Annotated in this window: 11 protein-coding genes and 1 tRNA gene; 7 read left to right on the top strand and 5 right to left on the bottom strand. The window is 49.8% G+C overall.

Annotated elements, in window-relative coordinates; genetic code table 11:
- The first annotated feature begins 164 nt into the window (after positions 1 to 164).
- From KME12_19175 to KME12_19165, 3 genes are all read left to right on the top strand, one after another.
- Positions 165 to 3,029: a PAS domain S-box protein gene (locus KME12_19175; protein ID MBW4489909.1), complete on the top strand. Its 2,865-nt coding sequence runs from the start codon at positions 165 to 167 to the stop codon at positions 3,027 to 3,029.
- 551 nt (positions 3,030 to 3,580) lie between these two features.
- Entirely contained in the window at positions 3,581 to 3,886 is a 306-nt protein-coding gene (locus tag KME12_19170) for a WGxxGxxG-CTERM domain-containing protein (GenBank protein MBW4489908.1), read from the top strand.
- Positions 3,887 to 4,092: 206 nt separating this feature from the next.
- On the top strand, positions 4,093 to 4,377 hold the full coding sequence (locus KME12_19165; GenBank protein MBW4489907.1) for a WGxxGxxG-CTERM domain-containing protein: 285 nt from the start codon (positions 4,093 to 4,095) through the stop codon (positions 4,375 to 4,377).
- A 99-nt stretch (positions 4,378 to 4,476) separates the two neighbouring features.
- Here the strand turns inward: KME12_19165 and glpK are convergent, their stop codons facing one another.
- From glpK to KME12_19150, 3 genes are all read right to left on the bottom strand, one after another.
- The gene (glpK, locus tag KME12_19160; GenBank protein ID MBW4489906.1) at positions 4,477 to 5,982 is read right to left on the bottom strand and encodes a glycerol kinase GlpK; all 1,506 of its coding nucleotides are present in this window, start codon (positions 5,980 to 5,982) and stop codon (positions 4,477 to 4,479) included.
- A gap of 44 nt (positions 5,983 to 6,026) precedes the next feature.
- Positions 6,027 to 8,246 (bottom strand): PAS domain S-box protein, encoded by a 2,220-nt coding sequence (locus KME12_19155; protein MBW4489905.1) that lies wholly within the window; start codon positions 8,244 to 8,246, stop codon positions 6,027 to 6,029.
- 182 nt (positions 8,247 to 8,428) lie between these two features.
- Positions 8,429 to 8,500 (bottom strand) — tRNA-Val (locus KME12_19150).
- A 119-nt stretch (positions 8,501 to 8,619) separates the two neighbouring features.
- Between KME12_19150 and KME12_19145 the strand changes: the two genes are divergently transcribed.
- Positions 8,620 to 9,255 (top strand): metal-binding protein, encoded by a 636-nt coding sequence (locus KME12_19145; protein ID MBW4489904.1) that lies wholly within the window; start codon positions 8,620 to 8,622, stop codon positions 9,253 to 9,255.
- 34 nt (positions 9,256 to 9,289) lie between these two features.
- The gene (gene mazG, locus KME12_19140) at positions 9,290 to 10,135 is read left to right on the top strand and encodes a nucleoside triphosphate pyrophosphohydrolase (protein ID MBW4489903.1); all 846 of its coding nucleotides are present in this window, start codon (positions 9,290 to 9,292) and stop codon (positions 10,133 to 10,135) included.
- 105 nt (positions 10,136 to 10,240) lie between these two features.
- Here the strand turns inward: mazG and KME12_19135 are convergent, their stop codons facing one another.
- Both KME12_19135 and KME12_19130 read right to left on the bottom strand, forming a co-directional pair.
- Positions 10,241 to 12,283 (bottom strand): M48 family metalloprotease, encoded by a 2,043-nt coding sequence (locus KME12_19135; GenBank protein ID MBW4489902.1) that lies wholly within the window; start codon positions 12,281 to 12,283, stop codon positions 10,241 to 10,243.
- Between the two features lie 370 nt (positions 12,284 to 12,653).
- The gene (locus KME12_19130; protein ID MBW4489901.1) at positions 12,654 to 13,667 is read right to left on the bottom strand and encodes a hypothetical protein; all 1,014 of its coding nucleotides are present in this window, start codon (positions 13,665 to 13,667) and stop codon (positions 12,654 to 12,656) included.
- Between the two features lie 136 nt (positions 13,668 to 13,803).
- Between KME12_19130 and KME12_19125 the strand changes: the two genes are divergently transcribed.
- Both KME12_19125 and folB read left to right on the top strand, forming a co-directional pair.
- On the top strand, positions 13,804 to 15,108 hold the full coding sequence (locus tag KME12_19125; protein MBW4489900.1) for a glutamate-5-semialdehyde dehydrogenase: 1,305 nt from the start codon (positions 13,804 to 13,806) through the stop codon (positions 15,106 to 15,108).
- Between the two features lie 94 nt (positions 15,109 to 15,202).
- A complete protein-coding gene (gene folB / locus KME12_19120; GenBank protein ID MBW4489899.1) occupies positions 15,203 to 15,577 on the top strand; it encodes a dihydroneopterin aldolase in 375 nt (124 codons plus the stop codon).
- Positions 15,578 to 15,582: the final 5 nt, after the last annotated feature.

Raw genomic sequence — 15,582 nt, 5'->3', positions numbered from 1 at the left:
AGGACTTGCAGCAATGCAACTAGGGTAGGGCATACCCGAAGTAACGCTTGGGGAGAATCCCACCTCTGGCCTAGATGACGCAAGGACTCTAGGTTAAGTGGTTTCGTAGAGCCAAGAATCCCACGTGTTTTAGCCGTGGGAGTGTCAAAACAGCCAACTTAGATGTGGTGCGAGTAGATGCCCAATTACCCGATCTAGCTCAATACCTCAGTTTGCCTGTCAAGGAGCGTCGTAACAGTGCCTCTGAAGCTGAAGTAGCTGCTACTTTGCGCACCCTAACTCAACGAGATTCGCTCAATATCTTGTCTTACACTTTGTTCGATCGCCAAGGTCGCGGTGTGCTTGATACCAATCTGGGGAGTGTGGGGCGCAACCAGACCAATGATGACTATGTGCGGCAACCTTTACAAACTGGATTTCCTTACGCTTCGCCCATGCGGTTGGGCCGCGATAATTTTGTCAGCCTCTACTTCAGTAGCCCGGTACGCAACACTAAGGGTGCGATTGTCGGTCTGCTGGTAGTGCGCTACAACGCGGCAGCCATCCAACAACTAGTGGGGCAAAATAACGGGTTGGCAGGGGCTCGATCTTTTGCAGTTTTGCTGGATGAAAACCACATTCGCCTCGCTCATGGCATTGCCCCGGAATTGGTATTTAAGTCTGTGGTTCCCCTATCTACAGATAAGCTTGAAACCTTGATGCAAGAAGGGCGTTTGCCCAAGCGACCCGCTACAGAACTGGCTACCGACTTACCTGCCCTTGAGCGAGGACTGAATCAGATCACCTGTAAAGCAGTGAGAACCTGTCCTCCAGCCTATTTCACTACAGAACTGACCGCAGTGAATCATCAGCTCAGTGCGGTTGCAGCGGTGCGGCTCAGAACTCAACCTTGGTTTGTCATTTTCGCACAGCCCCAGAGTATTTTTTTGGCACCCATCTATGCTCAAGTGCGAGTGGCGCAGAGGTTAGCAATTTTGATCGCGATCGCCGTTGTGGCTATGGCGATCGCAATGGCTCAATGGTTGGCCAAACCTCTAGTCCATTTAGCGCAACGAGTGGCTCAGTTTACCTCAGGTCAGCTTAACGCCCGCGTCCAAGTCACCTCTAAAGATGAAATCGGTAGCCTCGCGACTAACTTCAATGCAATGGCAGAGCAAGTGGGTAAACTTCTGCAAGGGCTGGAAGACCGCACCCACGAGCTAGAGGCGAGCCAGCATGTCACGTTTGCCGTCAGCGAGCTATCAAAAGCGATTCTCGATCCTGAGTTGCTTTTGCAAGAAGCAGTGACATTGCTGCAAACTCGTTTCAACTTGCACCACGTTCAGATTTATCTTTTGGAGCCGAACACACAACAACTGAGTCGGCAAGCGGGGGCGAGTGGAGCTGATGGGTCTTGGTCTGCTCATCGTGAGATTAGTATTGCTTTAGATTGTTCAGATAGCTTGGTCGCTCGTGCGGCTCGGAGTCAGCAGTTGGCGGTTGCGGAATCTAGAGCCCGTGAAACCTGCACCGGAGCCAGTGCTACCCCGTTGTTAATGGGTGCGGAAGCCGCCGTTCCACTCGTCGCTCGTGGGAGCCTACTTGGTATTCTCAATATTCAAGATGCTTATGCGGATCACTTTAGCGCCATCGATCTCGACACCTTCAAAACCCTGGCAGGTCAAATTGCGATCGCGCTAGAAAACGCCCAGCTATTCGGTCAAATTCAGAAAACAGAAGAACGCTTTCGTCGCATTTTTGAGGATGCTCCCATTGGCATGGCGATCGCCAGCTTGGAAGACGAACGCTTAGTCCAAGTGAACAAGGCATTCTGCAAAATGCTGATGTATGAAGCCGAGGATTTGACCCAGCGTTCATTTGCGGAAATTACTCACCCCTCCGACCTCAACAAAGACTTGCGCTTGTTTGAGCAGATGGTGACTGGGGCGATCGCGAGTTATCAAATCGAGAAGCGCTACCTGAAGCAGACTCAAGAAGTTGTTTGGGCCAACCTCACTGCTACCTTAATTCGAGACCAGCAAGGCAGTGCCTGCTATAGCCTCGGCATGATTGAGAACATCACAGAGCGCAAACGAGCTGAAGCAGCTTTGCGGCAGTCAGAAGCGCAATATCGCGAGAAAGTTCAGCAACTTCAGCAAGCTTTACAGGAGCTACAGCAAACTCAGGCCCAACTCGTACAAAGCGAGAAAATGTCGAGTTTGGGTCAACTGGTGGCAGGCGTTGCCCACGAAATTAATAACCCGATTAACTTTATCTACGGCAACCTAACTCATGCCAAGCAATATCTTCAAGAGCTGTTTCAACTGCTCCACCTGTACCAAAGCCACTATCCTCGACCTGTCCCAGTTATTGAAGCCACTATCCAAGAAATAGACTTGGAGTTTTTGGGCGAAGACTTTACTCGAATTCTCGCTTCTATGCAGGTGGGAGCCGAGCGGATTCGTCAGATTGTCCTCTCCCTAAGAAATTTCTCTCGGCTAGACGAAGCGGAAATGAAGCCAGTAGATATTCATCAAGGCTTAGACAACACCTTGGTAATATTGCAGAATCAACTGAGGCCTAGACCAGGCTATCTAGGCATTGAGGTGATTAAAGAATACGGGGAGTTGCCTTCGATCAACTGCTACGCGGGCCAATTGAACCAAGTATTCATGAACCTGCTGGCAAATGCGATCGATGCCCTAGAAAACCGCCGTGAAACTGAGCTTCTAAACGATAGGCTAACTCTAGACTCTCCCACACCACTCCCCACAATCTGGATTAGCACGGCTATCATTGCGCCCGATCAAGTCATGATTCGCATTGTGGACAATGGCCCAGGTATGACGGAGTCAACTCAAAAGCGGCTATTTGATCCTTTTTTTACGACCAAAGCGGTGGGCAAAGGGACAGGATTGGGATTGTCAATTAGCTATCAGATTGTCGTAGAGAAGCATCAAGGGCAGTTGCGTTGTGTTTCTACGCTAGGAGACGGGGCAGAATTCATCGTGCAAATTCCGATTCAGCAGCGTCCTAGATTAAAGCATTAACTTTTGTTAAAAAACTGAATTTCAGATGGCTCAAACAAGCTTTTGTGACACTTGAAAGTGAGAAATTTGAACTAATATCTTTGGGATATTTTTAATATTTAAGTATTTTGAATGGTTAAATATTTCTCAGCTAATTCTCAGCTAATTCTAATTTAATCCTGGCTGCTGCTAAAACACCTGATTTATTGATTGCATCAGCTGATATTGATAGGGAATTTAACTAGGCCTGTTGCTGAATTCGTGGCTGATAAGAGTGTGCCTTTTGGAAAGTGTTGCCAGTACAGCGATCCCCCGATTTAGAGCGGATCAGGGTTCTAAAACCTGTAATTTGTTGTCTGCTTTTTTGCCTCTTGTGGCTGACCAGTTACTCAACTTCTACTTCTTGAGTGGGAGTTAGATCAACGAGTAGGTTACAGCTATAGAGCGATTCGATTCTGACTGCTATCTCCTAATCTATTAAGTATCGGTGCCATCTAAACCGAACAGTATTCAAACCTTGAAGCGTTTCTTAAAGCTTCTACAGACACTATCAAGAGAAAAGGAATTTAATCATGAAAGCTGCTGCTCTATCTAAGTTTATCGGTGCTGGTGTGCTTAGCCTTAGCCTAGCCACTCTCCCTTTGACCGTGCCTGCTTCTGCTCAAACCGAGGCTGGTACTACAGGTACAACAGGTACAGATACTACTGCTACTTATAACAACACAAACACCGCTGCTGAAGGCGATCGCGACTTTGACTGGGGTTGGTTGGGTCTACTCGGTCTGATTGGTTTGGCTGGTTTAACCAAGAAGAGCCATGAAGAGCCCACTCGCTATCGTGAACCCGAAGAAGTGAGTCGCACTGGGAATCGCTACTAATTCGTATTGTCGTAGTTGGCGTTTGACGCTTTCCTAGGGCCAGAGAAGGTCTGGAACTTGAAGGCTCTGTCCTTCTCTGCCCCTCTCATTAAAGCTTTTTCGGACGTTCGCTCCTCACATCGCTTCTCACAAACGTCTTATTCGATTATTTAATTGCTTCGTTGCATTGCACCCTTTCGCTAGAAGTATTCAGAGGAATTTTGACTATGAAACGGACGACTCTATCTAAGTTGGTTGGTGCTGGCGTTCTGGCTGCTAGCCTTGCGGTTGTCCCCTTGAGTCTCCCTAGCCATGCCCAAACTGATGGCAACCCCAACAATAACCCCACGATTGACACAACCCCCTTTCAGGAAACCAAGAACGACAACAATAACTTGGGTTGGCTTGGCCTGATCGGTCTTTTAGGGTTAGCTAATCTCTTCCGGAAGCCCAAGGAAAACGTTCGCCACCAAGAGCCTGATGTTGTCAGCCGCACTGGTTACAGAGAGTAAGCGATCGCCCAATTCCTAGGATTTCTGTTTACGTAAATCTCCCTTCCCCCTCGTCATGTTCTGGCCTTACCGGATGATGGCGAGGGATTTGTTATAGGGCTACTCGGCCCAATTTTTGGCTCTGGATAAGGCTTTTTGCCAAGTGACAAAGTTTTCTAGCGCTGCTGTGGCTGTTCTGGGTTCAAATACGCGGTCGTGTTGGCGGTTGTGGACGAGGGCCGCGTAGTCTTGCCAAAAACCAGAGGCTAAACCTGCCGCAAAGGCTACACCTTGCACCGTCACATCTCGGACGACGGGCCGCTCCACTGGAATCCCCAACACATCGGCTTGAAACTGCATTAAGAAATTGTTGTCGCAGGCTCCCCCATCCACTTTGAGCCGCTGCACCTTGGCACTGCTACAAGCATCAACTGCCTGCACTACTTCTTTGACTTGGTAGGCGATCGCCTCTAAGACTGAACGCACTAAATGCTCTCGTTGCACTCCCCCAGTGATACCCAGGAAAGCCCCACGGGCGCTCATATCCCAGTGCGGTGCCCCTAAACCGCTAAAAGCAGGCACAAAGTAAACGCCGCCATTATCCGCGACTTGGGTGGCTATGGCTTCTGTTTCAGCCGCAGTTTGAATCAGCTTCAGTCCATCTCGTAGCCACTGAATGCAGGCTCCACTAGTAAACATGCTGCCTTCGAGCGCATACCCAACTTCCGATGTGCCATTGTCGCCAGAACGAGTCCAGGCTACCGTCGAAACCAATTGCCCTGGCGATCGCATGATCTCGGTTCCTGTATGAGCGACCAGAAAGCAACCTGTGCCGTAAGTGCACTTGATTAAACCCGCGCGATCGCAACCGTGGCCGAACAAAGCTGCTTGTTGATCGCCTAGGATGGCGGTGACTGGAATTTCGGTTCCGAGTAATTTGGGATCAGTGACCCCAAACGTACCCAAGCTAGGTTGCACTTGGGGTAAGAGATAAGCAGGAATGCCAAAGATATCGAGGAGCTTAGAGTCCCATTGCCGCGATCGCAGGTTAAACAGCATCGTGCGGCTGGCATTACTGTCATCGGTAGCATGGACACGCCCTCCTGTCAGGTTCCATAGCACCCAAGTGTCAATCGTTCCAGCCAAGACCTGATTGAGATCAACCTCTGGCGGCAAATGATCTAACAGCCACCTGATTTTTGTGGCGGAGAAGTATGCATCTATGACTAAACCTGTGCGATCGTAAATTTCGGCGGCGTACCCCTGCTCCTGTAATTGGTTGCAGAAGGGCGCAGTCCGGCGGTCTTGCCACACGATCGCTGGATGCAAAGGTTGCCCAGTAGTTTTATCCCACAGCAAACAAGTCTCTCGCTGGACGGTGAGACCGATCGCGGCAATTTCAGTTGCAGCAATGCCTGCTTGCTGAACGACGCTTTGCATCACCCAGCAGGTATCTTGCCAAATCTGCTGCGGATCATGCTCTAGCCATCCAGGTTGTGGGTAGTACTGGGTCAGTTCTTTGTAAGCTTGCCCCACAATTTTGCCATCGTGGTTAAACAAAAAGGCGCGATTGCCTGTGGTACCCAGGTCTAACGCCAGAATGTAATTTGCGGATGGATTGCTCATGAGTTGCTCGCAGCTGCAAATGAAATTCAGGAAATCTCTTGGGCTTAAGACATCAGCGGCAGCATGACCATAAACTTAGTGCCAATCTCAGGGTTGCTCTCAACGGTGATTCGGCCACCATGTAAGTCTACGCAGCTCTTGACGATCGACAATCCTAGGCCCACACCAGGAATATTACTCGCATTTTTAGCGCGATGAAACGCCTCAAATAGGTGTAACTGGTCAGCCATCGGAATGCCAATGCCTTGATCCTGCACGCTGAAGATTGCGGTTTGAGCATCACAGGTGATCTCAAAGTTCACGTCCTGAGCTTGAGGCGAATATTTAATCGCGTTAGAAAGTAAATTGGTCAGGATATAGCGCAATAGTTTCTCATCGAGGCAAACCAAAGCTTGAGGAATTTGATAGCTCAAGTGCAAGGTGTGGGAGCAGGACGAAGCGCTCTGTATGTCTGCCAACTGTATGTCTGCCAACAGACTGCGGCAAAACTGCTCTAAATCGATGGGAGCAGGATTAAACTGCAATTCGCCACTACTCGCGTTGCTGATAAACAGGATCTCATCAAGCAGATGAGTGATGTGTCGGCTGGCAGCCTGAATTTTCCTAAAATGCTGGTGTTTCTTCTCCTGAGTCATTTTGTGCTCATAGTTCTGCACCAATTCGGTAGAGGAAACGATGACTGTGAGCGGTGTGCGAAACTCATGAGAAACCGTGGTAACGAAACGGGCTCGCAGCTCATTCAGCTCTCGCTCTTTTTCTAAAGCATGGCGAATCTCTTGCTCTGCTTGCTTTTGCTCTGTTACATCTTCAACTGTCCCTACGTGACCGATCAGTTGACCTGTGTCAGCAAACAAAGGAGATGATCGCGTCTGCACCCAGCGCAGTTTGCCATTGGGCAGCTGCAACCGATACTCATCTCCATAGCTATAGCCTTGTTGCGTATGCTCAGCCCAAGCCGCAAAGACGCGATCGCGATCTTCAGAATGCACCCAAGCCATCCAACTAGACTTTAAGCTAGCTTCAGCCGGATTAGCCTCAGCATTATAAGCAGCCAATCGCTGTAAACGGGGATTAACGTAGGTCAGATCTCCTGTCACATCTGCTAAGAAAATGCCTACAGGAGAACAGGCGCTTAAGGAACGAAAGAGCTGCTCACTTTTGTGGAGAGCGACTTTTTCTTGATGTAGGGCAACTTGAATTTGACAACGAAGCGTAATTTCACTCTCCAACTCTTGAATCGTCCGTTTCAGTTCATGAGTGCGTTCCTCAACTCGCAATTCCAGAGTTTGACGGCTGAGTTCTAGGTCTTGGGTGTACTGCTCCACCTGACGAATGAGGTTGTTGAAAGCCGTGGCTAATCGGCCTACTTCATCTTCTGTCATGACTGGAGCTTGCAAGTCAAACCGAGAGTTTTGAGCCGCTTGTTGTGCCACTTGGGTCACAGCCTCAATTGGACGAGCGATCGCTTGGCTAGTTCGCAGAGCTAAAACAATCGCAAGTAGAACTGACAACAACAAGCTGGTGTAAGTAATCAAACTATGTAAGCCTTCGGCTCGGTGCATAGCGATGTCCGCTTTCACTTCTCTGGCATGGACATCGTTAATTAGGAGACTTAGGTCGTCCGAAAAGCTGTCTACCTCTAGGGCAACGTCACTATTAGTAAATGCTAGAAGAGACTGCTGGGCCGCTAAAACATTGGCTGCTGATAAATCAGTGCGATTGAGCTTTTGCAATACCTGATCTAGTTGCTCAGCATAGACTTTAAGGGTGCTGTCATAGTTGCGCAGCCAAGCTTCTAACTCGGCACTCGCTTCACTAAACTGTGCATGAGTTACAACCGCAGACTGCACCTCTGTCATGAGCTGATCAATTGTCTGCACATGCCCTAAAAAATGGGTATGCTCATGCTCAAACTTCTGAGGATTTCTGAGGAGGGGAATCAATTGTTGTTGGTGGCTGCGGGCGGCTAAAATTGCCAAATTCAAGCTACTCAATAGCCTCTCTTCTTGGTGAGCCGCTACCCATTGTTGCTTTGCAGCTCTCGCGTAGGAGTCTCCCAAAAAGTGACCAAACGTAGATCCAACGACTGCCACTCCAATGGCCAGGGCATGAGACCAGCCAATTTTTTGACGGATATTTTTAGCTCGATGCAGGGGCCAACAAGTGAGCAACTCCAGAAAACTAGAGCCCCGTGGAGTGGGATAGTCTGACAGTGGCTCAGCAGATACTCGGCTCTGTAGGGAAGATTTAGGAGGATGACTCATAGAAGCGACGCCGTCTAAAATCCTGCCCTTGAGTTAAAGGCAAATCAACTTAGATGGCTCTATGATGCTTGAGTATGACAAGTAGAGACATCCGCTATCTGCGCAGACTGTCTCAGTCAATTAGACAGAATAATGTAACCCACTAGATAGCAGGTGATAACCGATACAAGCATTTACAGCTATGGGCGATACAAGATTCGAACTTGTAACATCCTGCTTGTAAGGCAGGCGCTCTACCGTTGAGCTAATCGCCCGTGATTTGCGCCCATTCCGTTGGGCACGAGAATTAAATATAGCAGACATTCTTGTTCTTGTTAATATTTTTTGAGATTAATCTTTCGAATTTTTTGGGATTTCTTCGTAATTTACCTTCATGCCCTCTGGTCGAACTCACGATCGCATCACCCTCTGGAGCTTGCCGCTAGTAGCAGGGCTGACCTATGGACAAACTCGCAGTAGTAGCCTCACCTTAATCGTGGCAGGTGGGTTTTTGTTTGGAGGCCTGATGTTTGGTCCTGATCTCGATATTTATTCTCGCCAATATCAACGGTGGGGTTGGCTCCGATGGATTTGGCTACCCTATCGCAAAATGATGCGCCATCGCTCCTTTTGGTCTCACGGGCCAGTAGTGGGCACAATGCTACGCCTACTTTATTTGGCGACTTGGTTGAGTGCTGGGAGTTTAGTTGGCGTGGCGATCGCAGCTGGTTTTGGCTACCCCATCCCCGACTGGACTACGGCAACTCATGTTACTCAACAGTTGGTTTTGCAGTATAGCCCCGAAGTGATGGCACTGTGCTTGGGCTTGGAACTGGGGGCGCTGAGTCATTCCTGTAGCGATTGGCTGAGTTCCACTTACAAATCGACTCACAAACGCTACAAAAATCAGGGTTGGAAAGGGCTGTTTGCCGTTAAGCCTAAAAAGCGCCAACGAAAATCACCTGCTCACGCTAAATCCCAGTCGAGGATTATACCCCCGAAACGGCAACCGAAAAACTACATTGATTAAGGTGAAGATTACACACAGTCTTTAGGTTTGCTCTATGACACACCCAGAGGGACAAGTTCCGCCAGCTTCTCCTAGCATCGTTACCCTAAGTGCCCTACAACAACTGATCGAGGTGGTTGCCAAATTGCGATCGCCTGATGGGGGTTGCCCTTGGGACTTAGCCCAAACGCCTCAAACGCTGATTCCTTATGTGATTGAGGAAGCCTACGAAACTGTAGATGCCATTCGCAGCGGCGATCAAAAGGCGATCGCGGAAGAACTCGGAGATCTCCTATTACAGGTAGTGCTGCAAGCGCAGATTGCCAGCGAGGAAGGGCAATTTAGCTTGGCTGAAGTCGTTCAAGGGATTAGCGAAAAGTTAATTCGTCGTCATCCCCATGTCTTTGGTGATGTAGAAGTTGCCAGTGTGGAAGAGGTACGGCAGAACTGGGAGCAAATTAAAGATCAAGAAAAAGTAGCCGCCGCTCAGCCACCCCTCCTCAGCCACAAACTCAGCAACTACGCCCGCAGCTTACCCCCGCTGATGGCTGCGATGAAAATCTCTCAGAAAGCAGCGGGCGCGGGATTTGAGTGGGACAGTATTGAGGGGGTATGGGGTAAATTTCACGAAGAACTGGCCGAGTTTCAAGAAGCTCTACAAACAGATGACAAAGCTCATCAAGAGTCGGAACTGGGCGACTTGTTGTTCACAATCGTCAACCTTGCTCGTTGGCAGGGGTTAGATCCAGCGGAAGCGCTGCAAGGCACCAATCGTCGTTTCATTCAGCGGTTTGTGCAAGTGGAGTCAGTCTGCGATCGCCCTTTAACCGACTACAGCTTGGAAGAATTGGAAGCTCTGTGGCAACAGGCAAAAGCGAAGTTAGCCCAAACGAATTCATGAAAAAAGGGCGCAGAGTAAGCGCCCCTTCAACAATATTGATTCTTAGTTCAACAGGAAAATTCAACAGGAAAGGTTCAACAGGGATGAGGGCGATCGCACGCCTCTCTAGAACACGACTGGCACGACGATGGCAGCAATAATGGCTCCCGCTCCCATGACACACTGCCAGAAGCGGTGGTAGCTATCGACCGTTTTGCCACCCACTGTCTTGAGTTGGGCTAAGTCTACCCAGGGCATAATGCTGCGACGGAACCAGCCTACAGCGCTGACTTGCGAACCCAGCAATCCTTGCACTTGGTTGGCCCCAAACATGAAGTTGCCGAAAGGCCCAAAACGAGAGGCGTAGTGGACATACATCATGCCTGTGGGATCTTGCAGCTTCAGATCAGAGCCAAATTTATAACCCGCATCCCCCCGACCAATCAGCTCCCCGCTAAGTTTCACCGGGCGACCTCGGAGGGGGCTGGCATAAGGGTCAGACATCAAGCTCATCACATCAGTGGCTTGGGCTCGGCTGAAATCTGGGAAGGTCACCAGCATCTTGACCAAGATACCCAAGCCCAAACCGAGCAAGCTGAGAGAGACTAAAACCTTCCAGCCAGCCAGCGACATTAACACCAAGCCAATTAGAAGACCGACGGCCAAGCCAATAAACTCAGCACCGTACAACAATAGGTCAAGAGCAAAGTTGCCGTAGAGCTTGTTTTTGTTGAGCGTGCGGCTCTCAGCGACCACCCGCGCCATATCAAACTCAGTTTCTAAACCTAACTGTTCGGCATAGGTGCTCAAGGCTCGGACTCGTTTACCTGTCAGTGGGTGAGTAGAACTCAACTCCATCAACCAGCCCCAAGGATTGAACATATCCCACAGAAAGACGCGACCAATTTTATCTGGGGAGGAGGCAACTCGGTAAGCAGTGCCGACTGAGCTAGCCGCTTTCGGGTCGTAAATCCCTAGTGCCCGTGTGCCTTCGATTAGTTTGCTGGGTTCCTTGGCTCTTTGGCCTTCTTCTAAAATGCCGTAAGCGATTTTGACCAAAGCCCGAGAGAGCGCGTTGGGATTGCCTGTAGTTTCAGCCGCGAAGTGGTCGGCAAAGTATTCTCGGGTGCGAGAGAGATACAAAACGAGATAGGTGCCAATCAGGTAGAAGATATAGGCAGCGATCGCGGCAGCTCCCATCGCATCTTTTAATTTGTTGTCGCCACCCCCACGGCTCATACGACGGGCAAAGCTATAAATCAGATAGGTAATCTGCACCAAGGTAGCGGCAACGGTCATCACCGCAAAGTCCCAATGGACAATGTGCCCTAGTTCGTGGGCATAGACCGTCGCAACTTCTTCATCGTCTAGGTAGGTAAACAAGCCTTGGCTGACGACTAAGCGGGCACTGTTGGGTAGGGAGCCGTAGGTGAACGCAGTGGGGTTTTCGTCGTTGATAATCCCAAGGCGAGGTTGCTTCAGTTTTTTCTGGGCACAAACTTGTTGAATTACCCGCGCAGCTTCTGGGCTGTAGCGAGCTACCTCTGGCAGAGAGACCCAACGAGTGCCGTAGAACCAACCTTGGATCAAGTCCATGAACCAAGGCGAAATAAAGAAAGCCAGCAGATTAAAAACGAGGGTGGATGCAAGCGCGATCGCCAAGCCAACTCCCGGCTGATCGCTACCTAGAATAAACACCAGACTCAAGGCCAAGACAAACACCATGCCAAACAGCAAGGAGATCGTTACTCCCGAAGCCAGCGCTAAGCTGCTACCAATACCAGACATCGCTAGCTTGGCTCCTGCCTTAGCTGCTCGGTTCAGTTTGCCAGTCGCGGCAGGCGGAGAATCTGGCGCAGTCGCCCGCGTGGTTGAACTCGCAGGTTGAGCAGGCGACGGGGTGGAAAGTTTCTGGAGAGTTTGCTGCGCCCAAGTGTGAACTTGGGGGTTTTCGTGTAGCGCTAACTGACGGCAAAGCGCGATCGCTTTCTCAGGCTGCCCCGCCCGTGGGTATGCTTTCACTAACCACATCTGAGCTTGCAATAGTTCTTTCGATTCCGTCAAAGAATTACTGCGACAGAAAGTTTCTAATAAGTTGATGGCTTCCGAGTAGCGCCCTTGTTTTAGAGCGTCTATTCCAGCCTGGAGCGCTCCCGATTGGGATGACATAAGGATTCTCCGTGGAGAAGGAGGGGTATTACGCAGCACAAAAGCTTTAGGTAGATTCAGCAGCCTGTGCAGTTGATCTTTTGATACCCGCAGATCCATTTTCTCTAGCCAGTAAACCGCAAAAGTACACAGAATCTTTAAGCGATCTGACTGAGATCCATCAGCCTTTCAGCATCCGTTCACAAATAGTCATTTTGCTCTTGCCTTCATGGGTTGACTCACGGGGTGTTAGAGGCGAGTTGTCCCACGGATCGGTAGGGGCGGGTTTAGCAAGCCATGTAGTTGTGAGTCACAAAAGCCAGTTCAAAACCCGCCCCTACGTTAGGTTCGCCCCTCGTGGCAAATGTTAAAACCGTTCGGGATTTTAGCTCTAGCTGGCTAAGGTTTTGACGTGACTTACTGCTGAGGCGATCGTGAGTGGTAATTTGTAACCACCACCATGATTGGAGAGCACTGGGCAATTGGCTTTTTTAGCTAACTCCAAAACCGCTACGGTCAGCGCCGCAAAATCTGGCTCTGTCCAGCCTGTGGTTTCTTTACCGCAGTCATCACGGTGCGAGTCGTACCCAGAGAAAATCAAAATTAAATCGGGAGTCCAAGGGATTTGATCTAGCGCGGATTGAAAAGCAGGCAGGCTCTCACTGGCTCGATAAAACTGCCCCGTTAGCCCCATCTTGGGCGGAAAGTCATCGGCAAACCGGGCAGGTAGCAAAGGAATATTGCAATGCCCCACTGCTTCGGCAGCTGTGGTAGTACCACGTTTCAAATCCGAGGCTTTCGCCATGTATAGGTCGATGGCGCTATGAATGCTAATGCAATACACACTGCGATCGCCGCTAAAAATAGATTGTGTGCCATCCCCATGATGAATGTCCCAATCCACAATCAGGATTTTCTCAAAGCCTTGCTCTTGCGCATATTTCGCTGCTGCCGCCAACGGATTGAGCAAGCAATAGCCATGACCCCAATCTGCATGAGCATGATGTCCCACTAAGCTAAAGCAGTAGGCCCGCTCTAGGTTGCCTTGTTTCATCTGGGCGATCGCCTCAAACAAGCCACCCAACCCGTAAGCGTAACCAGGCAGACAATGCTCCAGTCCCCAACAACCACCTAGAAGATGCGGCATCGATAGGTTGAACTTCTCTAGTGGCTTCTCCGCTGCCAGCAAAACCAACTGTTGCAGATATTCGCGGCTATGCACTCGCAGATACTCACTGTATTTCACTCGTCTGACTGGCAACGATGGATAGTCAGAGAGACTTTTCTCAAGCTCTTGCCGCACCTTGCTGTAGTGCGGAAACGAATAACCTTTAAAGGGAATTAAATGACTGGGTTTAGAAGTTTGGCAGGTTTGAGGGTGGAGATAGGTGGCAAATTTAGGCATACATTTCTAGAAGAAAAAGCAAGATTAGGAGAAAAAGTCAGAGGAGTGATGGAGAGACAGCATTCCCCGTTAGGATTTAAAGGACAAGTCGAGATTTGCTAAACTTTGGCTTGTTTGTGGCTCTCTACCCAAACCTATGATCGCGTCTCAAGTTGCTTCCCTGTCTCTTCCCGATCTGGCTCGGCAAACCCGTCAAGCTGCACGTAAGTTGGCGACCTTGCCAGCCAAAGCGAAAAATCAAGCGATTGAAGCGATCGCCCAAGCCTTAGAAGCTGCCGCTCCAGAAATTTTGGCTGCCAATGCTGCTGATTGCGAAGCGGCTCAGACTGCTGGTATTAGTAACTCTCTCTATGCTCGCTTAAAGCTAGACGAAAACAAACTGCAAGCGGCGATCGCTGGAGTTAGAGATGTCGGGCGCTTAACTGATCCGGTGGGACAGGTGCAAATTCACCGCGAACTCGATCAAGGCTTAGTGATGAAGCGGGTTTCTTGTCCCTTGGGCGTGTTGGGCGTAATTTTCGAAGCTCGTCCTGATGCCGTGATGCAGATTTCCTCACTGGCGATCAAATCGGGAAATGGTGTGATCCTCAAAGGGGGCCAAGAAGCAGTGCGTTCCTGCGAAGCGTTGGTGAAAGCCATTCATGCAGGATTGACACAGACTGAAATTGATCCATCTGTCGTGCAACTTTTGACCACCCGCGAAGAAACCTTGGAGTTACTCAAGCTCGATCAATATGTGGATTTGATCATTCCTAGAGGCTCCAATTCCTTCGTGCGCTTCGTCCAAGACAATACGCGGATTCCGGTGTTGGGGCATGCCGATGGTATCTGTCATTTATATGTAGATAAGGCGGCTGATATTAAAAAAGCGGTGGCGATCGCCGTAGACTCTAAAATCCAATATCCGGCGGCTTGCAACGCGATCGAAACACTGCTGGTTCACCAAGCCATTGCGTCTGAGTTTTTGCTAGAAGCAGCTCCAGCGCTCCAATCAAAGAACGTCGAACTGCGTGGAGATGAACGTACTAGAGCAATTTTGAATATTGCTGCCGCTACAGAAGCCGACTGGTCCACCGAGTACAGCGATTTAATTCTGTCTATTAAAGTGGTAGACGATTTAGCTGCCGCGATCGACCACATTAATACTTATGGCTCTCGGCATACAGAAGCGATCGCCACAGAAGACCCCAAAGCAGCGGCTCAGTTTCTGGCGGAAGTCGATGCGGCTGGGGTGTACCAAAACTGCTCGACTCGCTTTGCTGATGGTTTCCGCTACGGCTTTGGGGCGGAAGTGGGCATCAGCACCCAAAAGATGCCACCTCGCGGTCCTGTAGGTCTAGAAGGATTGGTGACTTATAAGTATGAGATCACCGGAGATGGGCACATTGCTGCTACCTACTCTGGCTCTAACGCTAAACCCTTTACTCACCGGGATCTGTAGACCCCACTTCTGTAGCAACACACCTATGAGGGCAATCGCAATTCGCCCCTACAGAGTCACCTTGCTTTCAACTGCTTTACCGCTGAATCTATACATGGACTGCATTCAACTGACGGGAATTCGGGTTTACGGATACACGGGCTTTTTGCCAGAAGAACAAGTTTTGGGCCAATGGTTTGAAGTGGATTTAACCTTGTGGCTGGACTTGTCCAAGTCGGGAGCTAGCGATCGCATTGAAGACACGCTCGACTACCGCAACGCCATTGAAACGGTGAAGCAACTGGTTAAAACCAGCAAATTTGCATTGGTAGAGAGATTAGCTAGCGCGATCGCCGAAGCTTTGCTGCAATTGCCTGCCCACCCAGATCAACCAGTTGTAGAGCAAGTCCGTGTGCAGTTGTCTAAACCTGCTGCCCCCATCCCCGATTTCGGCGGCAGAATCACGATTGATATTACCCGCACTCGTTAAGCCAC

It is taken from the genome of Trichocoleus desertorum ATA4-8-CV12, assembly GCA_019358975.1.
GTDB lineage: Bacteria > Cyanobacteriota > Cyanobacteriia > FACHB-46 > FACHB-46 > Trichocoleus > Trichocoleus desertorum_A.
The sequence above is the reverse complement of the archived record's forward strand: the minus strand, read 5'-3'. Positions and strand labels throughout refer to the sequence as shown.